Source organism: Pseudomonas wadenswilerensis (assembly GCF_024749185.1).
Lineage (GTDB): Bacteria > Pseudomonadota > Gammaproteobacteria > Pseudomonadales > Pseudomonadaceae > Aquipseudomonas > Aquipseudomonas wadenswilerensis.
Genome location: NZ_CP087191.1, coordinates 1,733,559 through 1,755,301, shown reverse-complemented (window position 1 = coordinate 1,755,301; position 21,743 = coordinate 1,733,559). Strand labels below are relative to the sequence as shown.

General features: G+C 62.7%; 16 protein-coding genes. 8 read left to right on the top strand and 8 right to left on the bottom strand.

The features are described 5' to 3' along the window. The 5 genes from LOY45_RS08130 to LOY45_RS08110 form a co-directional block, all read right to left on the bottom strand. Positions 1–1,152, bottom strand: a complete 1,152-nt coding sequence (locus tag LOY45_RS08130) for a zinc-binding metallopeptidase family protein (protein WP_115087992.1) — start codon at positions 1,150–1,152, stop codon at positions 1–3. 60 nt (positions 1,153–1,212) lie between these two features. Continuing rightward, a complete protein-coding gene (ligA, locus tag LOY45_RS08125; protein ID WP_258578939.1) occupies positions 1,213–3,567 on the bottom strand; it encodes an NAD-dependent DNA ligase LigA in 2,355 nt (784 codons plus the stop codon). Between the two features lie 131 nt (positions 3,568–3,698). Then, complete coding sequence (gene zipA, locus LOY45_RS08120; protein WP_134063523.1) at positions 3,699–4,577, bottom strand: cell division protein ZipA; 879 nt, start codon at positions 4,575–4,577, stop codon at positions 3,699–3,701. Between the two features lie 204 nt (positions 4,578–4,781). Further along, positions 4,782–8,270 carry a chromosome segregation protein SMC gene (gene smc, locus LOY45_RS08115; protein ID WP_258578938.1) on the bottom strand — a complete coding sequence of 1,163 codons (3,489 nt, stop codon included), beginning with the start codon at positions 8,268–8,270 and terminating at the stop codon, positions 4,782–4,784. 2 nt (positions 8,271–8,272) lie between these two features. Next, positions 8,273–8,932: a GntR family transcriptional regulator gene (locus LOY45_RS08110; protein WP_115087996.1), complete on the bottom strand. Its 660-nt coding sequence runs from the start codon at positions 8,930–8,932 to the stop codon at positions 8,273–8,275. 272 nt (positions 8,933–9,204) lie between these two features. Between LOY45_RS08110 and xdhA the strand changes: the two genes are divergently transcribed. The 4 genes from xdhA to guaD all read left to right on the top strand — a co-directional run bounded on the left by xdhA (position 9,205) and on the right by guaD (position 15,319). Next, on the top strand, positions 9,205–10,659 hold the full coding sequence (xdhA, locus tag LOY45_RS08105) for a xanthine dehydrogenase small subunit (RefSeq protein WP_115087997.1): 1,455 nt from the start codon (positions 9,205–9,207) through the stop codon (positions 10,657–10,659). Then, a complete protein-coding gene (gene xdhB, locus LOY45_RS08100; RefSeq protein WP_258578937.1) occupies positions 10,652–13,048 on the top strand; it encodes a xanthine dehydrogenase molybdopterin binding subunit in 2,397 nt (798 codons plus the stop codon). Before xdhA ends, xdhB begins: the two co-directional genes overlap by 8 nt. A gap of 110 nt (positions 13,049–13,158) precedes the next feature. Beyond that, on the top strand, positions 13,159–14,004 hold the full coding sequence (gene xdhC / locus LOY45_RS08095) for a xanthine dehydrogenase accessory protein XdhC (protein WP_115087999.1): 846 nt from the start codon (positions 13,159–13,161) through the stop codon (positions 14,002–14,004). Positions 14,005–14,014: 10 nt separating this feature from the next. Further along, positions 14,015–15,319 carry a guanine deaminase gene (gene guaD, locus LOY45_RS08090; RefSeq protein ID WP_258578936.1) on the top strand — a complete coding sequence of 435 codons (1,305 nt, stop codon included), beginning with the start codon at positions 14,015–14,017 and terminating at the stop codon, positions 15,317–15,319. On the opposite strand, the gene aqpZ is transcribed toward guaD, so the two are convergent. Together aqpZ and LOY45_RS08080 are read right to left on the bottom strand one after the other, a co-directional pair. Next, positions 15,316–16,008, bottom strand: a complete 693-nt coding sequence (gene aqpZ, locus LOY45_RS08085) for an aquaporin Z (protein ID WP_420832719.1) — start codon at positions 16,006–16,008, stop codon at positions 15,316–15,318. The two genes, guaD and aqpZ, sit on opposite strands and share 4 nt — an antisense overlap. Positions 16,009–16,153: 145 nt before the next feature. Beyond that, a complete protein-coding gene (locus LOY45_RS08080; protein ID WP_115088002.1) occupies positions 16,154–16,921 on the bottom strand; it encodes a GntR family transcriptional regulator in 768 nt (255 codons plus the stop codon). Positions 16,922–17,280: 359 nt separating this feature from the next. On the opposite strand from LOY45_RS08080, the gene LOY45_RS08075 reads away from it, so the two are divergent. Continuing rightward, a complete protein-coding gene (locus LOY45_RS08075; protein ID WP_038996292.1) occupies positions 17,281–18,630 on the top strand; it encodes an NCS2 family permease in 1,350 nt (449 codons plus the stop codon). A 274-nt stretch (positions 18,631–18,904) separates the two neighbouring features. Here the strand turns inward: LOY45_RS08075 and uraH are convergent, their stop codons facing one another. After that, complete coding sequence (gene uraH, locus LOY45_RS08070; protein WP_010225132.1) at positions 18,905–19,258, bottom strand: hydroxyisourate hydrolase; 354 nt, start codon at positions 19,256–19,258, stop codon at positions 18,905–18,907. Positions 19,259–19,656: 398 nt separating this feature from the next. On the opposite strand from uraH, the gene puuE reads away from it, so the two are divergent. The 3 genes from puuE to LOY45_RS08055 all read left to right on the top strand — a co-directional run bounded on the left by puuE (position 19,657) and on the right by LOY45_RS08055 (position 21,706). Then, positions 19,657–20,583 (top strand): allantoinase PuuE, encoded by a 927-nt coding sequence (gene puuE / locus LOY45_RS08065; RefSeq protein ID WP_115088003.1) that lies wholly within the window; start codon positions 19,657–19,659, stop codon positions 20,581–20,583. Further along, a complete protein-coding gene (gene uraD / locus LOY45_RS08060; protein ID WP_115088004.1) occupies positions 20,583–21,098 on the top strand; it encodes a 2-oxo-4-hydroxy-4-carboxy-5-ureidoimidazoline decarboxylase in 516 nt (171 codons plus the stop codon). The genes puuE and uraD overlap by 1 nt, the downstream gene beginning before the upstream one ends. 104 nt (positions 21,099–21,202) lie before the next feature. Beyond that, the gene (locus LOY45_RS08055) at positions 21,203–21,706 is read left to right on the top strand and encodes an ureidoglycolate lyase (RefSeq protein ID WP_045200421.1); all 504 of its coding nucleotides are present in this window, start codon (positions 21,203–21,205) and stop codon (positions 21,704–21,706) included. The last annotated feature ends 37 nt before the right edge of the window (positions 21,707–21,743 follow it).

Genomic DNA, 21,743 nt, shown 5'->3' with positions numbered 1-21,743 from the left:
CTATGCCACCGGCGCCAGTTGACAGTCGGCAATGCGCAGATGAATGAAGTGCAATTTGGCCACCACCGCCGACGGCAGCACAAACGGATAGAAATCCACCTGGCCCATGCTGCGCGACAACTCATTGAGCATCGCTGACAGCTCGACCCAGGCATTGATAAAGGCGAGAAAGTCTTTTGCCCCGGGGTCATCCGGGCGGTACAGGTCTTCACGGGTGAAAGGCGGGAAGTCCAGCTCCAGGCTGCTGGCATTCATGCCCAATGCCAGCGCGGTGTCGACGGCATCGGTCATGTGCAGGTAATGCGCCCAGGTTTCGGCCCAGTCTTCCCACGGGTGCATGGTCGCGTAGGCACTGACATGAGCTGCGGCCCAGTCGCTCGGCGCACCTTGCTGGTAGTGGCGCTCCAATGCCTCGCTGTAGCTTTCGCGCTCGTCACCGAACAGGTCGCGAAAGCCGTCGAGCCAATGGCTGTCGGCAATCAAACGGTCCCAATAGTAGTGACCGACTTCGTGACGCAGGTGACCCAGCAAGGTGCGATAGGGTTCGTGCAGCTGCACCCGCACCCGCTCGCGCCAGTCATCATCGGCCTCGCGCACATCGAGGGTGATCAGGCCATTGGCATGACCGGTCACTGGTGCGTTGCCCTCAAGATCGACGCCGATGAAATCGAACGCAAGGCCCGGGCCACCCTCCTCGCCTTTCGGCTCCACCGGCAAGCCCAGGTGCAACAGCTGCGCGGTCAGCCGGCGCTTGGCGGTTTCCAGCTTGCGCCAGCGTAGGTGGTTGTCAGCGATGGAAAGGTCCGGAATGGTCCGGTTCAGGCGACAGGCCAGGCACAGGCTATCCGGCTCGCGGTCGGCCAACAGCCAGTTGCAGGCAGCCGGGGTATCGAGGTTGGCGCAACGCCGCAGCGGCCCGGCCTCAGGCTCGCCATCGAGCAGCCAGAGCCGCGCAGCAGGCCCGGGCAAGAGGCTCGCCACCCGGTTGCTCGGCGGCCAGTAGCCCAGCGCCGATTGGCAGGCCAGGCACTGGCTGTTGCGAAAGAACACCGACTGCCCGCATTGGCACTGCCAGACCCGATCCGGGCGCTGCTGCTGGCTGACAAAGGGCGCCGCGATCCTGGCGCCCAGCTGTTCGAAAAAACGGTACATGGCGATCCCTCCTGGCTGCTTGCCAAGACTAGACCATGGCGACCGCCGCGAGTGCCGTGTTTACACCTCGATGCCGTGACCGGCCAGGAAGCCGACGAAGGCATCTTCATCCAGCACCTTCAGGCCCAGGTCATTGGCCTTGGCCAGCTTGGAACCGGCACCGGGGCCGGCGACCACGCAGTGGGTTTTAGCCGACACGGAACCGGCCACCTTGGCCCCGAGGCTTTCCAGCTTGTCCTTGGCTACATCGCGGCTCATGCGTTCCAGCGAGCCGGTCAGCACCCAGGTCTGGCCGGCCAGGGGCAAGCCTTCGGCGACTTTCTTCTCGCTCGACCAGTGCATGCCGAAGTCGCGCAGCTGCGCTTCGATGGCCAGGGCCAGGGCAGCGTTCTCCGTCACTTGGAAGTACGCACGCACCGCCTCGGCCGGCTTGGCTGCCAGGGCCTGGCGCAGGTCGATGCCGTCGGCAGCGATGATCTTCTCCAGGCTGTCGAGCTTGGCCACCAGTTTCTCGGCGCCGGTCGGCCCGACCGAAGGAATATCCAGCTTGGCAATCAAACCGGCCAGCGTGGTGCTGGCAGCGAATTCGGCGCTCAGCTCACCTTCGTCCTGCAACTGCAGGCCGCGCTCGAGCAGTTGGGCGATCACCGTCCGGTTGTGTTCGTCTTCAAAAAAGCTATGGATCTCGTGAGCGACTTCCAGGCCGATATCCGGCAGGTAGGTCAGCACCTGCGGCAAGGCTGCCATGACCCGCTGCAACGAGCCCAGGGAACGGGCCAGGACCTTGGCCGTCTCCTCGCCCACATCAGGAATGCCGAGCGCATAGATGAAGCGCGCCAGGCCGGGCTTCTTGCTGGCTTCGATCGCTGCCAGCAGGTTGTTGCTCGACAGCTCGGCAAACCCTTCAAGGTCGACGATCTGCTCGAAGGTCAGCTGGTACAGGTCGGCCGGTGAACGGATCAGGCCTTCATCCACCAGTTGCTCGACGCTCTTCTCGCCCAGCCCTTCAATGTCCATGGCCCGGCGCGAAACATAGTGGATAATCGCCTGCTTGAGCTGGGCGGCGCAGGCCAGGCGGCCGACGCAGCGGTACACGGCGCCTTCGCTGACGGTCTCCTTGCCTTTGCTGCGCTTGACCAGCTGGGTGCGCTCGACCTGCGAGCCGCATACCGGGCACTCGGTGGGGATGTGCACAGGGCGGGCATCCTCGGGACGGCGCTCGGTGACCACCTGCATCACCTGCGGAATTACATCACCGGCGCGGCGGATGATGACCGTGTCGCCGATCATCAAGCCCAGGCGCGCCACTTCGTCCATGTTGTGCAAAGTGGCGTTGGACACGGTCACACCGGCGACCTTGACCGGCTTGAGCCGGGCCACGGGGGTTACCGCACCGGTACGACCGACCTGGAACTCGACATCCAGCACTTCGGTCAGCTCTTCCATGGCGGGGAACTTGTGGGCAATCGCCCAGCGCGGCTCACGGGCCCGGAAGCCCAACTCGCGCTGGGAGGCGAGGCTGTTGACCTTGAACACCACGCCATCGATCTCGTAAGGCAGGTCGTTGCGCCGTGCGCCGATGTCGCGGTAGTACTCCAGGCATTCAGCCACGCCGGCGGCATGGCGCAACTCGCGGCTGATCGGCATGCCCCAGGCCTTGAGCTGCTCCAGGGTGCCGATATGGCTGTCCGCAATCGGCGCCGAGACCTGGCCGACGCCGTAGCAGCAGAATTCCAGCGGGCGGCTGGCGGTGATCTTCGAGTCCAGCTGGCGCAGGCTGCCGGCAGCGGCGTTGCGCGGGTTGGCGAAGGTCTTGCCGCCGGCCTCGATCTGCGACCGGTTGAGGCGCTCGAATCCGGCCTTGGACATGTACACCTCGCCACGCACCTCCAGCACCGCCGGCCAACCCTCGCCCTGCAACTTGAGCGGGATGTTGCGCACGGTGCGCACGTTGACGCTGATGTCTTCACCCGTGGTGCCGTCGCCACGGGTTGCGCCCTGCACCAGTTGGCCGTCGCGGTACAGCAGGCTGACCGCGAGGCCGTCGAGCTTGGGTTCGCAGCTGTAATCGACTGCCGCGCCGTTGCCGAACAGATCGCCGGCCGGCAGGTCCAGGCCTTCAACCACACGGCGGTCGAATTCACGCAGGTCGTTTTCCTCGAAGGCATTCCCGAGGCTGAGCATCGGCACTTCGTGGCGTACCTGGCTGAACGCCGACAGCGCCGAGCCACCGACGCGCTGGGTCGGCGAGTCAGCGGTCACCAGCTCCGGGTGTTCGACTTCCAGGGCCTTGAGTTCGTTGAACAGGCGATCGTATTCGGCGTCAGGCACGCTCGGCTCATCGAGCACGTAGTAGCGGTAGTTGTGCTGATCGAGCTCGGCACGCAGTTCAAGAATTCGGGATTCGGCGGTCATGGTGTGTAATCTCTTGCAAAGCAAAAGAGCAGCCGTGGCTGCTCTTTGGGGCATGTCTGAACTATCAGTTGCGTCTTCATCGCCGGCAAGGCCGGCTCCCACAGTGGGAGCCGGCCTTGCCGGCGATGCTCTTAACGTTTCTGGGTCAACGCCCGGCGCTCGAACTCGACGATGCGCTGGCGGTAGTGCTCGATGGTTTGCGCGGTCATCACACTGCGCTGGTCATCCTTGAGCTCGCCGTTGAGTTCGTGGGCCAGCTTGCGCGCTGCCGCCACCATCACGTCGAAGGCCTGCTTGGGATGACGCGGGCCTGGCAGACCGAGGAAGAAGCTCACCGCACGGGTGCTGAAGTGGTCGATGTCATCGAGGTCGAACACGCCCGGCTTGACCGCGTTAGCCATCGAGAACAGTACTTCGCCGTTACCGGCCATGCTTTCGTGACGGTGGAAGATGTCCATTTCACCGAAACGCAGGCCGCTTTCAAGGATGTTCTGCAGCAATGCCGGGCCCTTGAAGCCGCCTTCATCGCGGGAAATCACACTGATCACCAGTACTTCTTCAACCGGTGGCAGGTCTTTGTCCGGCGCAGAACCGTAGCCGCTGGTTTTCGGGCTTTCGTCCGGGAAGTCATCGTCGGCATTGCCGAACAGATCAGGCTCACGCGGTTCGGCGGCCAGGTTCAGGTCGCCCTGCTGGGGCTCGTTGCCGCGCTTGTTACGCTTGTTTTTGCCGACCTTGGGTTCACGCTCACGGTCACGCCCGGCACTCATCGACGGCAGATCGTGCTCGTCCAGCGCAGGCTCTTTGTGGTTATCGAGCACGCGGGGCTCGCCGATCACTTCGGTGCCACCACTGCTGCTGTCATCGTCCGGCAGGTTGGAAAAGCTGCGGTCCAGACGGAATTTCAACTTGCCCTTGCCGCCGCGCATGCGGCGCCAGCCGTCAAAAAGAATACCGGCAATGACAATAATGCCGATGACGATCAGCCACTCGCGCAGACCGATTTCCATGTAATCCCGTGCCTCTGTAAAAAATGCTGAAAAATAAAGGGTTTAAACCCCTTTAAAACGTGGCGCCAACTCTATGTTCTGACAGGCGTTTTACCCACGCAAAAAAATAAGTGACATTAAGCTAGCACGACCAAAGATAACTTTACACCGTCTGTCGCAACTGACAGGGCCATTTACCGCAGGTTCACGCCTTATTGCCTCGAATCAGGCGTCGACCATGGCCATCGCCTCCTCCACATCCACCGCCACCAGCCGTGAACAACCCGGTTCATGCATGGTCACGCCCATGAGTTGATCAGCCATTTCCATGGCGATCTTGTTGTGGGTGATATAGATGAACTGCACCGTCTGGCTCATCTCCTTCACCAGCCGGGCGTAACGCCCGACGTTGGCATCGTCCAACGGCGCATCGACTTCATCGAGCATGCAGAACGGTGCCGGGTTCAACTTGAAAATGGCAAATACCAAGGCCAGGGCGGTCAGCGCTTTCTCACCGCCCGAGAGCAGGTGAATGGTGCTGTTCTTCTTGCCCGGTGGCCGCGCCATGATTGTCACCCCTGTATCGAGTAGATCTTCGCCCGTCAGTTCCAGGTAAGCGCTGCCGCCACCGAAAACTTTTGGGAAAAGTGCCTGTAATCCGGCATTTATCTGATCAAAGGTATCCTTGAAGCGGTTGCGGGTTTCCTTGTCGATCTTGCGAATGACGTTCTCGAGGGTGTCCAGGGCTTCGACCAGGTCGGCGTCCTGGGCATCCAGGTAGCGTTTGCGCTCGGACTGCTGCTGATACTCGTCGATGGCCGCCAGGTTGATCGCCCCCAGGCGCTGGATACGCGCGTCGATGCGCTCGAGCTCCTGTTCGGCTTCCTCCTCGCTGGCCTGTTCGCCCAGGGTCGCCAGTACCCCGTCGAGGTCGTAGCCATCGGCGTGCAGCTGCTCCTGCAGGGTTTTGCGCCGCACGCTCAACCCTTGCCATTCCAGGCGGTGTTGCTCCAATTGGCCACGCAGCAGCTGCGACTGCTGTTCGGCCTGGGTGCGGCGCTTCTCGGCGTCGCGCAGCTCGCGGTCGGCTTCGTCCATGTGCAGGCGCGCCTGACGCATCTCGTCATCGACGCTCATGCGTTTTTCCAGCAGCTCTTCGAGCTTGAGGCGCAGCTCTTCCAGCGGCGCCTCGCCCTCCTCCAGGTTCAGGGTCAGCTGTTCGCGCTTCTCGCTCAGGCGCTCGGACTGCAGCTCCAGGCGCTCCAGGGCCTGGCGGGTAGAATCGTGCTGGGCCTTTAACGAGCCCAGGCGCACAGCCAACTGGTGGGCGTGATCCTTGTGCTGACGGGCCTCCTGGCGCACCCGGTCGAGGCGCTCGCGCAGGCTGTCGCGCTGGGCCAGGAGCAACTCGCGCTGCTCGGTGTCCTGGGCCATCAGGTCGAGGGCTTCCTGCAGTTGCAGGCGCGACTCGCCGAGGTTTTCGTGTTCGATGCTGCGTTGTTCAAGCAGCTCGGCAAGCTCTTCTTCCAGACGCTGGCGGCGCAGGCTCAACTGCTCGGCGCGGGCCTTGCCGGCCGAGAGCCTGGCGTTGAGTTCGCTTTGCTGGCGGGCTTCGTCCTGGGCGCGGCGGCGCAGTTGCTCGCGGCGCTCTTCGAGTTGCTGCTGCTGTTCGCGCTGCTCCTGCAGCCTGGCTTCCAGCAGCTCCAATGCGGCTTCATGTTCTTGCTGCTCTTGGCCCAGGCGCTCCAGCTCCTGGCCACGGGCCAGTACGCCACCCTGGGCATCGCTGGCACGGCTGACGCGCAAAAAGTGCCGGCCAACCCAGTAACCGTCCCGGCTGATCAGGCTTTGCCCGTCTGCCAACTGAGCGCGCAGGGCCAGGGCCTGTTCGAGGCTGTCTACCGGTTTGACCTGGCCGAGCCAGGGCGCCAGATCGATGCGCCCTTCGACCTTGTCGAGCAGGCTGCCGGGAATGCGCACGCCTTCGCCACGGCTGTCGAGCAGGCGCAGTTCGCCCTGATCGAAGGCGCCCAGGTCCAGCCCGTTGAAATCGTCGACCACTACTGCCTGCAGATCGGCGCCAAGCACGGTTTCCACCGCCAGCTCCCAACCCGGCTCAACGCGCAAGCCTTCGGCCAGGCGCGGACGCTGTGCCAGACCTTGCTCACGCAGCCATTGCGCAGTGCCGGTGCCGGGGTCGAGCGCCGCTTGCTGCAGGGCTTCGAGCGAAGCCAGGCGACCGCCCAGGCGCTGCAACTCGCCCTGGGCTTGTTGCTGGGCCTGAACGGCCTGCTGCAATTGATCGCGCAGGGCTTCGAGCTGCTCGACCACCTGCAGCTCGTCTGTCTGTAGCGCTTCGAGCAGCATTTCGCTGGTCGCCAGTTGCTCGCCCAGTTCAAGGATTGCTGCGTCTTCCGGGTCGGCACTGAGCTGATCGCGCTCTTCGCCGAGCTTGCGCTGGCGCTCGGCCAGGCGCTCGAGGCTGGTTTCCAGCTGCTGGATACGCGCCTGCTGCACTTCGGCCTGGCGCCGCGGCTCGGCCGAGCGGGTGTTGAAACTGTCCCACTGCTCCTGCCAGCCGTGCATGGTGGTTTCGGCATCTTCCAGGGTGGCGGCGGCCTCTTCGGCGGCGGCCAGGGTCATCTCCTGCTCGGGCTCGAGCATTTCAAGCTCTTCACCCAGGGTGGTGAGCATCGTACGGTCGTGGCCCAGGTGCGATTCGGTTTCGAGCCGCGCGCGCTCGGACTCTTTCAGGTCATCCTGCAACTGGCGCAGCCGTTGCTGACCGTGCTGGATACTTTGCTCGACCCGGGCGATATCGCCGCCGACCGAATAGAAGCGCCCCTGCACCAGGTTGAAACGCTCGGACAGCTCATGGTGGCCATCACGCAGGCGCTCGATGCTGGCATCGGCATTGCGCTGTTCGGCCACCAGCGCCTCGAAGGCGACTTCCTGGTCGCCGATCACCGCTTCGCGCTGGCCCACCTGATCGTTCAGGGCCTGCCAGCGCAGGGCCGCCAGTTGCGCCTTGAGCTGACGCTCTTCGGCTTTGTATTCCTTGTACTTCTCGGCGGCCTGGGCCTGGCGGTGCAGGCGTTCGAGCTGGCGCTCCAGCTCTTCGCGCAGGTCGGTCAGGCGCTCGAGGTTCTCATGGGTGCGGCGGATGCGGTTCTCGGTCTCGCGCCGGCGCTCCTTGTACTTGGAGATACCCGCCGCCTCTTCGATGAAGTTGCGCAGGTCTTCGGGCTTGGCTTCGATCAGCTTGGAGATCATCCCCTGCTCGATGATCGAGTAGCTGCGCGGGCCCAGGCCGGTGCCGAGGAAGATATCGGTAATGTCCCGGCGCCGGCATTTGGCGCCGTTGAGGTAATAGGTGTTCTGCCCGTCGCGGGTCACCTTGCGGCGAATGGAAATTTCCGCATAAGCCGCGTATTCACCGACCAGGGTACTGTCGGAGTTATCGAACACCAGCTCGATGCTGGCCTGGCTCACCGGCTTGCGGCTGGTCGAGCCGTTGAAGATGACGTCGGTCATCGACTCGCCACGCAGGTTTTTGGCCGAGCTTTCGCCCATCACCCAGCGCACCGCATCGATGATGTTGGACTTGCCGCAGCCGTTGGGGCCGACCACGGCCGCCATGTTGCTGGGGAAGTTGACCGTGGTCGGGTCGACGAACGACTTGAACCCGGCCAGGCGAATGCACTTTAAGCGCATGCTCAGGCAGTCGCCAGCGCCGCCAGCACCAGCTCGCAGCTGCGCTGGCAGTACTCGGCCAGCACCGTGCGGATGCGCAGCTGGTCACGGGCCACCACGGCCTCGAGCAGGTTGGCAAACAGCACCAGGAAGTCGTTCATATTGGCCTTGCGCTGGTCCAGTGCCAGGTAATAGGCACGACTCATGGCCGGCTGCAGGTTCTCGACGGTTTCCTGCAAGTAGGGGTTGTCGGCGAACGGATAGGCAGCGCGCATCACCGCGAAGCTGTCTTCGACGAAGGTACGGATGTCCTGACGCTCAAAAGCGCTGGTCAGTCGCTGCTGGATCTTGAGGAACGGCAGCAGGTCAGCGTCATTGCGCCAGTGCTGTGCCACGGCGTTGCCGAGCAAGGTGTACAGCTCGCCCATCAACGTGCACAGGCTGCGCACGTTGTGCTCGTCGAGCTCGGTCACGTGGGCACCACGACGCGGCAGGATGGTCACCAGATGGCGGCGTTCGAGGATCAGCAGCGCCTCGCGCACCGAACCACGGCTGACATTCAACGCCTGGGTAACCTTCTGCTCCTGGATACGTTCGGCAGGCTTGAGCTCGCCGCGGATGATCCGCTCGGCCAGGTAATGGGCAATTTGCTCGGAGAGGCTGTCCGGCGCCTTGAACGTCATGGTTTTCCTTCAAAATCATTGAACTGTGCACAAGCGCCGAATTGTAGCGCACTTGCCCCCGCGCCGCGCAGTGGCCATATAGCAGAAGTTGGCACGATTGGCGCAAAAGATTCGGATCCCACAGAGCCAACTATGCTCATAACAGAGCACCTGTGAAAGGGCGGAAGCGCCACGAGAAATTTCCTGACCCGAAGGTCAGAAAATTGTTGACCTGAAAATCAAGTCTGCTTACAGTCCGCTCAACAACAATAAGTCGCTTGTGAGGCCTTCCCGTGATCCAGTTTCTACTTAACCAGGAGCTGCGCAGTGAGCATGCCCTGGACCCCAACCTGACCGTGCTCGAGTATCTTCGTGAACACCTGGGCAAGTCCGGTACCAAGGAAGGCTGCGCCAGCGGCGATTGTGGCGCCTGCACCGTGGTGGTCGGCGAGCTGGCCCAGGGCGAGGACGGCCGCGAGCACATCCGCTACCGCAGCCTCAACTCGTGCCTGACGTTCGTCTCCTCGCTGCACGGCAAACAACTGATCAGCGTCGAAGGCCTCAAGCACCAGGGCAAGCTGCACAGCGTGCAGCAGGCCATGGCCGATTGCCACGGCTCGCAATGCGGCTTCTGCACCCCGGGCTTTGTCATGTCGCTGTTCGCCCTGCAAAAGAACAGCGATGCACCCGATCTGCACAAGGCCCAGGAAGCCCTGGCCGGCAACCTCTGCCGCTGCACCGGTTACCGGCCGATCCTGGCCGCCGCCGAGCAGTCCTGCTGCCAGGCCAAGCCTGATCAGTTCGACAGCAGCGAAGCCCAGACCATCGCCCGCCTCAAGGCCATCGCGCCGGGTGAAACCGGTGAGCTCAACAGCGGCGACAAGCGCTGCCTGGTGCCGCTGACCGTGGCCGATCTGGCCGAACTCTACGGCTCGCACCCCGAAGCCCGGTTGCTGGCCGGCGGCACCGACCTGGCGCTGGAAGTCACCCAGTTCCACAAGACCCTGCCGGTGATGATCTATGTCGGCAACGTCGCCGAACTCAAGCGCATCGAGACTCAAGGCCAGTACCTGGAAATCGGCGCCGCAACGCCGCTGACCGATTGCTACGACGCCCTGAGCGCCGAGTACCCGGATTTCGGCGAGCTGCTGCACCGTTTCGCCTCGCTGCAGATCCGTAACCAGGGCACCCTTGGCGGCAACATCGGCAACGCCTCGCCGATCGGTGACTCGCCACCCCTGCTGATTGCCCTGGATGCGCAGATCGTTCTGCGCAAAGGTGAAAGCACCCGCACCCTGGCGCTGGAAGACTACTTCATCGACTACCGCATCACCGCGCGCCAGGAAAGCGAGTTCATCGAGAAGATCATCGTGCCACGGGCCCGTGCCGACTGGGCGTTCCGCGCCTACAAGGTGTCCAAGCGCCTGGACGACGATATCTCGGCGGTGTGCGCGGCATTCAACCTGCGCATCAGCAACGGCGTGGTCGAGGCTGCGCGCATTGCCTTCGGCGGCATGGCGGCGATCCCGAAACGGGCCCGCGCCTGCGAAGCGGCACTGGTTGGCAAGGCCTGGAACCAGGCCAGCATCGAGCGCGCCTGCCAGGCCCTGGCCGAGGACTTCACGCCACTCTCGGATTTTCGCGCGAGCAAGGAATACCGCCTGCTCAGCGCGCAGAACCTGCTGCGCAAATACTTCATTGAACTACAAACGCCGCACATCGAGACTCGGGTGACCGCTTATGTCTAACCATCACGTCGCCAAAAGCCAGGCAGAGCTGGCCGAACTGTTCAGCCAGGACCTGACCACCGGGGTCGGTCGCAGCCTCAAGCACGACAGCGCCGACAAGCATGTGTCAGGCGAAGCGGTGTACATCGATGACCGCCTGGAATTTCCCAACCAGCTGCACGTGTATGCGCGCCTGTCCGACCGCGCCCACGCCCGGGTATTGAGCATCGACACCAGCCCCTGCTACGCCTTCGAGGGCGTGCGCATCGCCATCACCCATGAAGACGTGCCGGGCCTCAAGGACATCGGCCCGCTGCTGCCCGGCGACCCGCTGCTGGCCATCGACACCGTCGAGTTCGTCGGCCAGCCGGTGGTTGCCGTCGCCGCCCGCGACCTCGATACCGCGCGCCGCGCAGCCATGGCCGCGATCATCGAATATGAAGACCTGGAACCGGTGCTGGATGTGGTCGAGGCGCTGCGCAAGAAACACTTCGTGCTCGACAGCCACACCCACCAGCGTGGCGACTCGGTCAGCGCCCTGGCCAGCGCCCCGCATCGCCTGCAGGGCACCCTGCACATCGGCGGCCAGGAGCACTTCTACCTGGAAACCCAGATCTCCTCGGTGATGCCCACCGAAGACGGCGGAATGATCGTCTACTGCTCGACCCAGAACCCCACCGAAGTGCAGAAGCTGGTGGCGGAAGTCCTCGACGTGCCAATGAACAAGATCGTCGTTGACATGCGCCGCATGGGCGGTGGTTTCGGCGGCAAGGAAACCCAGGCGGCCAGCCCCGCCTGCCTGTGCGCAGTGATCGCGCACCTCACCGGCCAGCCGACCAAGATGCGCCTGCCGCGGGTCGAAGACATGCTGATGACCGGCAAACGTCACCCGTTCTACATCGAGTACGACGTCGGCTTCGATGACAACGGCCGCCTGCACGGAATCAACTTCGACCTGGCCGGCAACTGCGGTTGCTCGCCGGACCTCTCGGCCTCGATCGTCGACCGCGCCATGTTCCACGCCGACAACGCCTACTACCTGGGCGACGCCACCATCCATGGCCACCGTTGCAAGACCAATACCGCCTCGAACACCGCCTACCGCGGCTTTGGCGGCCCGCAGGGCATGGTCGCCATCGAGGAGGTGATGGACCATATTGCCCGCCACCTGGCCCTCGATCCACTGGCCGTGCGCAAGGCCAACTACTACGGCAAGACCGAGCGCAACGTCACCCACTACTACCAGACCGTCGAGCACAACATGCTCGAAGAGATCACCGCCGAGCTTGAAGCCAGCAGTGATTACGCCGAGCGTCGCGAATCGATCCGCCGCTTCAACGCCAACAGCCCGATCCTGAAAAAAGGCCTGGCGCTGACCCCGGTGAAATTCGGCATCTCGTTCACCGCCAGCTTCCTCAACCAGGCCGGCGCCCTCGTGCACATCTACACCGACGGCAGCATTCACCTGAACCACGGTGGCACCGAGATGGGCCAGGGCCTGAACACCAAGGTGGCCCAGGTGGTGGCTGAAGTGTTCCAGGTTGATTTCCAGCGCATCCAGATCACTGCGACCAACACCGACAAGGTACCCAACACTTCGCCGACTGCCGCCTCCAGCGGCGCCGACCTGAACGGCAAGGCGGCGCAGAATGCGGCCGAGATCCTTAAGAAACGCCTGACCGAGTTCGCCGCACGGCAATACAAAGTCAGCGAGGAAGACGTCGAGTTTCGCAACGGCCACGTGCGCGTGCGCGATGAGATCCTCAGTTTCGAAGCGCTGGTGCAGCAGGCCTATTTCGCCCAGGTCTCGCTGTCGAGCACCGGCTTCTACAAGACCCCGAAGATCTACTACGACCGCAGCCAGGCGCGTGGCCGGCCGTTCTACTACTTCGCCTTCGGTGCAGCCTGTGCCGAGGTCATCGTCGACACCCTGACCGGCGAATACAAGATGCTGCGCACCGACATCCTGCACGACGTCGGTGCCTCGCTGAACCCGGCCATCGACATCGGCCAGGTCGAGGGCGGCTTCATCCAGGGCATGGGCTGGCTGACCACCGAAGAGCTGGTGTGGAACGCCAAGGGCAAGCTGATGACCAACGGCCCGGCCAGCTACAAGATCCCGGCGGTAGCCGACATGCCGGTGGATTTGCGCGTCAAGCTGGTGGAAAACCGCAAGAACCCGGAAGACACCGTGTTCCATTCCAAGGCCGTGGGCGAACCGCCGTTCATGCTCGGCATCGCTGCCTGGTGTGCGATCAAGGATGCCGTGGCGAGCCTGGGCGATTACCGCGTGCATCCGCTGATCGATGCGCCGGCGACGCCGGAGCGGGTGCTCTGGGGTTGCGAGCAGATGCGCAAGGCAGTGGCGGCGCAGCAGCCTGCTACCGAGGTTGAGACAGTGACACCGTGAGTCCGCTATCGCTGGCAAGCCAGCTCCCACAGGATCTGTGTACACCGGACCTGTGGGAGCTGGCTTGCCAGCGATGAGGCCAGAACAGGCACCGTAGAGGTAACTGAATAATGCACACCTGGATCAACGCCCTGTCCGACCTGCAATCTCGCGGCGAGCCCTGCGTATTGGTGACCATCATCGAAGAACGCGGCTCGACGCCACGCAATGCCGGCTCGAAAATGGTCGTCAGCGCCGAGCAGCTGTTCGACACCATCGGCGGCGGCCACCTGGAATACAAGGCCATGCACATCGCCCGGCAGATGCTCGCCGAGCGCCGTGAAGCGCCGCACCTGGAACGCTTCAGCCTCGGCGCCAGCCTCGGCCAGTGCTGCGGTGGCGCCACCGTGCTGCTGTTCGAGCCGATGGGTCAGGTGCAGGCGCAGATCGCCGTATTCGGCGCAGGCCATGTCGGCCGCGCTCTGGTACCCTTGCTCGCCGCCCTGCCCTGCAAGGTGCGCTGGATCGATTCGCGCGAGCAGGAATTCCCCGAGAGCCTTCCCGCCGGGGTCAGCAAGATCGTCAGCGAAGAGCCGGTGGATGAAGTCGATGAGCTGCCCGCCGGCAGCTACTGCATCGTCATGACCCATAACCATCAGCTGGATCTGGAACTGACCGCGGCGATCCTCAAACGCAATGACTTCACCTGGTTCGGCCTGATCGGCTCGAAGACCAAACGCGTCAAGTTCGAGCATCGCCTGCGTGAGCGCGGCTTTGCCGAGGAGCGCCTGCAACGCATGCGTTGCCCGATGGGCATCGCCGAGGTCAAGGGCAAGCTGCCGATCGAGATCGCCGTGTCGATCGCCGCGGAAATCATTGCCACCTACAACGCCAGCTTTGGCCAGCACAACAACGCTGTCAACGCCGGCCCCATTGCCCAATTGCTGCCGCCGTCACGGCGCAGCCAAGCCATATGACGAGAGCCCTATGAGCGCAACCCGCAAAGCCTACCGTGCCGCCATCCTGCACAGCATCGCCGACCCTGCCGAAGTAGGCGTCGAAGCCTCCTATCAGTATTTCGAAGACGGCCTGCTGCTGATCGACAACGGCAAGATCAGCGCCCTGGGCGATGCCCGCGACCTGCTGCCGACCCTGGCGGCTGACATCGAGGTTGAGCATTACCAGGATGCCCTGATCACCCCGGGCTTTATCGACACCCATATCCACTTCCCGCAGACCGGCATGATCGGTTCCTACGGCGAGCAGTTGCTGGACTGGCTCAACACCTACACCTTCCCCTGCGAGAAGCAGTTTGCCGACAAGGCGCATGCCGACAAGGTCGCGAAGATCTTCGTTGAAGAACTGCTGCGCAACGGCACCACTACCGCCCTGGTATTCGGCAGCGTGCACCCGGAATCGGTCAATGCCTTCTTCGAAGAAGCCGAGCGCCTGGACCTGCGAATGATTGCCGGCAAGGTGATGATGGACCGCAATGCCCCGGACTACCTGACCGACACCGCCGAGTCCGGCTACATCGAGAGCAAGGCGCTGATCGAGCGCTGGCACGGCAAGGGCCGCCTGCACTACGCAGTGACCCCGCGTTTTGCACCGACCAGCACCCCGGAGCAACTGACCCTGGCCGGCCAGCTGCTGGGCGAATACCCCGACCTGTACATGCACACCCACCTGAGCGAAAACCTCAAGGAAATCGACTGGGTCAAGGAACTGTTCCCGGAGCGCAAGGGCTACCTGGACGTCTACGATCACTTCAAGTTGCTCGGTCAGCGCTCGGTGTTCGCCCACGGCGTGCACCTGTGCGACGACGAATGCCAGCGCCTGGCCGAAACCGGTTCGGCCGTGGCCTTCTGCCCGACTTCCAACCTGTTCCTCGGCAGCGGCCTGTTCAACCTGCCGCAGGCCGAGAAGTTCAAGGTCAAGGTCGGATTGGGCACCGACGTGGGCGCCGGTACCAGCTTCTCGCTGCTCAACACCCTGAATGAAGCCTACAAGGTCATGCAACTGCAGGGCGCGCGCCTGAGCCCGTTCAAGTCACTGTACCTGGCGACCCTGGGCGGCGCCCGGGCGCTGAGCCTGGATGACCGCATCGGCAGCCTGCAGCCGGGCAACGATGCCGACTTCCTGGTGCTCGACTACAAGGCCACGGCGCTGATGGACTACCGCATCCAGCAGTCGAACAGCATCGACGAGACGCTGTTCGTGCTGATGACCCTGGGCGATGACCGCACCGTCAGGCAGACCTTCGCCGCCGGCCGCTGCGTGCATCAGCGCTAGGGCTCGCGGAACAGCCCCTTGTACAGCGCGCCGCCGATCACTGCCCCGATCAGCGGCGCCACCCAGAACAGCCACAACTGCTGCAGTGCCCAGCCACCGACGAAAATCGCCGGGCCCGTGCTGCGCGCCGGGTTCACCGAGGTATTGGTGACCGGAATCGAAATCAGGTGGATCAGGGTCAGCGCAAGGCCGATGGCAATCGGTGCAAAGCCTGCCGGGGCACGGCTGTCGGTGGCGCCCATGATGATCAGGATGAACATCGCGGTCATCACCACTTCACTGGCAAAGCCTGCCGCCAATGAATAACCGCCGGGGGAATGCTCGGCATAGCCGTTGGACGCCAGCCCTGCCGACAACTCGAAACCGGCCTTGCCGCTGGCAATGAAGTAGATCACCGCCGCACCGAGAATTGCCCCGATCACCTGGGCGATGACGTAGGGCAGCAGGTCCTTGAGCGGAAACCGCCCACCCACCACCAGCCCGACCGACACCGCGGGGTTGAGGTGGCATCCGGAAATATGGCCGATGGCGAAAGCCATGGTCAGCACGGTCAGGCCGAAGGCCATGGCCACCCCGACCAGGCCGATGCCGATGGGGAACGACGCGGCGATCACCGCACTGCCGCAGCCACCCAACACCAGCCAGAACGTCCCGATCAGTTCAGCACCCATGCGTTTGCTCAGGGGCATCGACATATACCTGTCCTCAAGTAGTTGAAGTTCTACGCATAGCGCGCAAGCCCAACTGCTTGATGAAGGTTTGCGGTGGATCAGGTGAGAATCTAGCAGAGGCTGGATAACCTGCCAGTGGCCGGACATTGGGTGCTACTGGCCTTCAACCCTTGAGCGGCGCAATCCCACCACGCTTCTTGGTCTGCAGCAGGTGCGAGAACACCGCATGCAGGTCATCCGAGGCGCTGTCTTCATCGAGGTTGAGCTTGCTGTCGATGTGGTCCATGTGGTGCATCATCAGGCTCACTGCCTGGTTGACGTCACGGGCCTCGATGGCGTCGATCAGCTGCATGTGCTCGTCGTAGGAGCAATGCGAGCGGTTGCCGCTTTCATACTGGGCGATGATCAGCGAGGTTTGCGACACCAGGCTGCGCTGGAAGCTGATCAATGGGGCATTGCCCGCCGCTTCCGCCAGTTTCAGGTGGAACTCGCCGGACAAACGAATACCGGCACCGCGATCGCCACGGGAGAAGCTGTCGCGCTCCTCGCGGACCATCTGGCGCAGTTCGTTGAGTTGCTCGGCAGTGGCGTGCTCGACCGCAAGCTCGGTGATGGCGCGCTCGACCATGCGTCGCGAGAAGAACACCTGGCGGGCTTCCTCGACCGTCGGGCTGGCCACTACCGCGCCGCGGTTGGGCCGCAGCAGGACCACGCTTTCGTGGGCCAGGCGCGACAGGGCGCGACGGATGATGGTGCGGCTGACGCCGAAGATCTCGCCCAGGGCTTCCTCGCTCAACTTGGTACCCGGCGCCAGACGCTGCTCGAGGATGGCCTCGAAAATGTGCGCGTAGACGATATCGTCCTGGGTTCCGCTACGACCGGCCTTGCCGGTACGCACTGGTTTCTTGAGAGGTTGCAGCTGTTCGTTCATGGGCACTCGAGCACGGAGATCCGCCAGTCGGACCCTGACTGTAATACCAGCCAGTGGGGCGATGGCAAGTCCTGGTAAGAAAATTAAACGATTAAGGTATTGGCACATTGTACACAGCCGCAGGGATTTCTGCAGGTGGCGATGGCCTTTATAGCTGCACTGGCAAATTATCTGAGCACAACAAAGAAAACATTATTTGCATTCTTTGTATACAAACGCATAATCCATCCGTGCAACTTCCTGACCCAGAAGTCAACAAACGGTCCGGTGGCCTGCCATCCCATCCGCCTCACAGAGCCCCCCAGTGCGTGCGCAGGACTGGTTCTGGAAAACAAGAAAAGACTTGAGGAGTACACGCTGTGGAAAGCCGCAAATCCGACGCCCCTACGCTGGATCTTGCCCCACCGCTCGAAACGAGCTGGCTGGAGCGGATTTTCAAACTCAAGCTACATGGCACCACCGTCAAAACCGAGATGATCGCCGGGTTGACCACCTTCATCACCATGGCCTACATCATTTTCGTCAACCCCAACATCATGGCCGATGCCGGCATCGATCACGGCGCGGCGTTCGTCGCCACCTGCATCGCCGCCGCCCTTGGCTGCCTGTTGATGGGCCTGTACGCCAACTGGCCAGTAGGCCTGGCGCCGGGCATGGGGCTCAACGCCTTCTTTACCTACACCGTGGTCGGGACCATGGGCTACACCTGGGAAGCCGCGCTGGGCGCGGTGTTCGTCTCCGGGGTGCTGTTCATGCTGCTGACCTTGTCGCGGGTGCGCGAATGGCTGCTCAACAGCATTCCGGTCAGCCTGCGGCATGCCATGGGTGCCGGCGTCGGATTGTTCCTCGGACTGATCGGTCTTAAAACCGCCGGGATTGTCGTCGACAGCCCGGCGACCCTGATCAAGCTCGGCTCGCTGCATGAGCCTGGCCCGCTGCTGGCGGCCATCTGCTTTTTGATGATCGCGGTGCTCAGCTACCACCGGGTGTTCGGCGCGATCCTGATCAGCATCATCAGCGTCACCCTCGCCGGCTGGGGCCTGGGCCTGGTGGAGTACGGCGGACTGTTCTCGCTGCCGCCGAGCCTGGCGCCGACCTGGATGGCCATGGATGTCGCCGGCGTGTTCAACGTCAGCATGATTGCCGTGGTGTTCGCTTTCCTTTTCGTGCACATGTTCGACACCGCCGGCACCCTGATGGGCGTGGCCCAGCGGGCCAACCTGGTGAATGCCGACGGGCGCATCGAAAACCTGTCGCGAGCGCTTAAAGCCGACAGTGCATCGAGCGTGTTTGGCGCCGTGGTCGGCGTGCCACCGGTGACCAGCTATGTGGAGAGTGCCGCGGGGGTCGCCGCCGGTGGCCGTACCGGGCTTACCGCGGTGGTGGTGGGCCTGTTCTTCATCGCCGCGATGTTCTTCGCCCCGCTGGCCGGGATGATTCCTGCCTATGCCACAGCCGGCGCGCTGATCTACGTGGCGATGCTGATGATGGGCAGCATGGCCCACATCAACTGGGATGAAGCCACCGACAGCATCCCGGCGATTGTCACCGCGATCATGATGCCGCTGACCTTCTCGGTCGCCGACGGCATCGCCCTGGGCTTTATCACCTATGTGGTGCTCAAGGCCGGGACCGGACGCTACAAGGAGATCTCGGCAAGCCTGTGGGTGCTGACGGCGATCTTCATTGCCAAGTTTGTATTCCTGTAAACACAACTGCAGGTAAACAGAGCCTCACCTTCGGGTGGGGCTTTTTGTTGTCGGCTAAACAGTGCTGATGCCTGAGTGGTCCCTGTGGGAGCTGGCTTGCCAGCGATCGACCGCGAAGCGGTCGTAATCCGGGCAACAACTTTGGTGCGAACCGCACTGGCCTCATCGCTGGCAAGCCAGCTCCCACAGGGATAGGCGGGATCTCGAATCACAGGTAAAAAAAAGCCCGCAGTGTGAGCGGGCAAGGACCTACGAAGATTCTTCTAGCGACCAACTAGCTTCCACGATAGGTCGAGTAACTGTACGGCGAGATCAACAGCGGTACGTGGTAGTGATCCTGCTCGGCACTGATGCCGAAACGCAGCACCACCACATCAAGGAAAGCAGGCTCGGGCAGTTGTACGCCGCGGGCACGGTAGTAATCGCCGGCGCTGAACTGCAGCTGGTAGACACCGCTGCGGTAATCATCGCCTTGCAACAGCGGCGCGTCGCAACGGCCATCGCTGTTGGTCAGGGTAGTGTTCACCAGCTCCAGCTGCTGGCCTTCGACCCGGTACAGCTCGACCTTGATCGAGCTGCCAGGGCAGCCATGAGCGGCATCCAGTACATGCGTGGTCAAACGTCCCATTGCTTGCTCGCCTCTGTTCTATCTGTGGGCAAAAAATACCCGCACGCCAGCGTCAGGAAGCCCGACAACGTGCGGCTGTCGGATTATTAAGACATTTCTCTGTAAAATTGTACACAATAATTCGGTATTCTTTCCTGACATGCCGCTCATCCCCTGTAAATAAGCCATCAGTCGCAAAACCACGCCATTGGCCGACGCGACCGTCATTAGCTGACCGATCAGGCAGGTTTCTTGCAGGGCTCCTTATAGAGGCAGGAGTGGGTAAAAAGGCAAAGAAAAGCGAAAAAACAGGCTTACAAATCGCAAACAAAGTTGTATACAATCATTCCATCGTCGTGGCCGATACCCTACCCGGGTGCCCACGCCCTCCGCATTAACGTACAAGAAGGAAGACTGCAGTGAGCGCTGATTACCCTCGCGACCTGATCGGTTACGGCAACACCCCACCCCATCCGCGCTGGCCGGGGAACGCCCGCATTGCTTTGTCTTTCGTGCTCAATTACGAAGAAGGTGGCGAACGCAACATCCTTCATGGCGATAAAGAGTCCGAAGCCTTCCTCTCGGAAATGGTCTCCGCCCAGCCGCTGCAGGGCGCGCGCAACATGAGCATGGAGTCGCTGTACGAGTATGGCAGCCGCGCTGGCGTGTGGCGCCTGCTCAAGCTGTTCAAGGACACCGGTGTACCGCTGACCATCTTCGCCGTGGCCATGGCCGCCCAGCGCCACCCGGACGTGATCCGCGCCATGGTCGAAGCCGGCCACGAGATCTGCAGCCACGGCTACCGCTGGATCGATTACCAATACATGGATGAGGCCCAGGAGCGCGAGCACATGCTCGAAGCCATCCGCATCCTCACCGAACTCACCGGCGAGCGTCCGCTGGGCTGGTACACCGGCCGCACCGGGCCGAACACCCGCCGCCTGGTGATGGAGGAAGGTGGCTTCCTCTACGACAGCGACACCTACGACGACGACCTGCCCTACTGGGAACAGAACAATCCGACCGGCAAGCCGCACCTGGTGATCCCCTACACCCTGGACACCAACGACATGCGCTTCACCCAGGTGCAGGGCTTCAACTGCGGCGAGCAGTTCTTCCAGTACCTCAAGGACGCTTTCGATGTGCTCTACGAAGAAGGCGCCGAGGCACCGAAGATGCTCTCGATCGGCCTGCACTGCCGCCTGATCGGCCGCCCGGCGCGCCTGGCCGCGCTCAAGCGTTTCGTCGAGTACGCCAAGAGCCATGACCAGGTCTGGTTCGCCCGGCGCGTGGACATCGCCCGTCACTGGCATGCCACCCACCCTTTCCAAGCCGAGAAAGCATGATGACCGCATTCAAGACCCTGAAGCCTTCGACCCTGGATCGCGCAGCGTTCGTTGCAGCCTTCGCCGACATCTACGAACACTCGCCGTGGGTCGCCGAAAAGGCCTACGACCTGGGCCAGCTGCAGGAAATCGAGCAGATCGAAGCCCTGCACCAGCGCATGAGCGACATCCTCCTGAGCGCCGACCACGCCGCCCAGCTGGCGCTGATCAACGCGCACCCGGACCTCGCCGGCAAGGCCGCGATCCAGGGTGAACTGACCGAATCGAGCACCCATGAACAAGCCGGCGCCGGTATCCACCAGTGCACCGCCGAAGAGTTCGAGCGCTTCACCGAACTCAACGATGCCTACAAAGAGAAGTTCAAGTTCCCGTTCATCATGGCGGTCAAAGGCAGTAACCGGCACCAGATCCTGGCCGCCTTTGAAAAGCGCATCCACAACTCGGTCGAAGCCGAGTTCAAGGAAGCGCTGGCGCAGATCAACCTGATCGCCCTGTTCCGCCTGCTGCAGCTTTAAGGGCGTCGACCGCCGGGCTGGCCCGAGTGCGCGACGCGAGCGTACCCAGGGCCTGACCGGCGCAACAACGGCCCCCTCCACAACACAGAATAAAGAGAATCCGCATGCGCACTTTAGTGATTGAGCCCCTGAGCAAAGAAGCCTTCGCCCCTTTCGGTGACGTGATCGAAACCGACGGCAGCGACCACTTCATGATCAACAACGGCTCGACCATGCGCTTCCATCGTCTGGCCACGGTCGAAACCGCACAACCCGACGACAAGGCGATCATCAGCATCTTCCGCGCCGACGCGCAGGACATGCCGCTGACCGTCCGCATGCTGGAGCGCCATCCGCAGGGCAGCCAGGCTTTCATTCCGCTGCTCGGCAACCCCTTTCTGATCGTGGTCGCGCCCGTTGGCGATGCACCTGTATCAGGCCTGGTCCGTGCCTTCATCAGTAATGGAAGGCAGGGCATCAATTACCATCGCGGCGTCTGGCACCACCCGGTGCTGACGATCGAAAAGCGGGATGACTTCCTGGTGGTTGATCGCAGTGGCACTGGCAACAACTGCGATGAGCATTTTTTCAATGAGGATGAGCAATTGATCCTCGCCCCCCACCAATAAGAGAAGACCTGAGCGCCCGGCTACAGGGCGCCAGGGT

Coding starts and splice junctions, on each gene's coding strand:
- ligA (WP_258578939.1), bottom strand. CDS start 3,567: ATGACCGCCGAATCCCGAATTCTTGAACTGCGTGCCGAGCTCGATCAG.
- uraH (WP_010225132.1), bottom strand. CDS start 19,258: ATGGGACGTTTGACCACGCATGTACTGGATGCCGCTCATGGCTGCCCT.
- zipA (WP_134063523.1), bottom strand. CDS start 4,577: ATGGAAATCGGTCTGCGCGAGTGGCTGATCGTCATCGGCATTATTGTC.
- uraD (WP_115088004.1), top strand. CDS start 20,583: ATGACCGCATTCAAGACCCTGAAGCCTTCGACCCTGGATCGCGCAGCG.
- LOY45_RS08130 (WP_115087992.1), bottom strand. CDS start 1,152: ATGTACCGTTTTTTCGAACAGCTGGGCGCCAGGATCGCGGCGCCCTTT.
- xdhC (WP_115087999.1), top strand. CDS start 13,159: ATGCACACCTGGATCAACGCCCTGTCCGACCTGCAATCTCGCGGCGAG.
- LOY45_RS08110 (WP_115087996.1), bottom strand. CDS start 8,932: ATGACGTTCAAGGCGCCGGACAGCCTCTCCGAGCAAATTGCCCATTAC.
- smc (WP_258578938.1), bottom strand. CDS start 8,270: ATGCGCTTAAAGTGCATTCGCCTGGCCGGGTTCAAGTCGTTCGTCGAC.
- aqpZ (WP_420832719.1), bottom strand. CDS start 16,008: ATGCCCCTGAGCAAACGCATGGGTGCTGAACTGATCGGGACGTTCTGG.
- xdhB (WP_258578937.1), top strand. CDS start 10,652: ATGTCTAACCATCACGTCGCCAAAAGCCAGGCAGAGCTGGCCGAACTG.
- LOY45_RS08080 (WP_115088002.1), bottom strand. CDS start 16,921: ATGAACGAACAGCTGCAACCTCTCAAGAAACCAGTGCGTACCGGCAAG.
- guaD (WP_258578936.1), top strand. CDS start 14,015: ATGAGCGCAACCCGCAAAGCCTACCGTGCCGCCATCCTGCACAGCATC.
- LOY45_RS08055 (WP_045200421.1), top strand. CDS start 21,203: ATGCGCACTTTAGTGATTGAGCCCCTGAGCAAAGAAGCCTTCGCCCCT.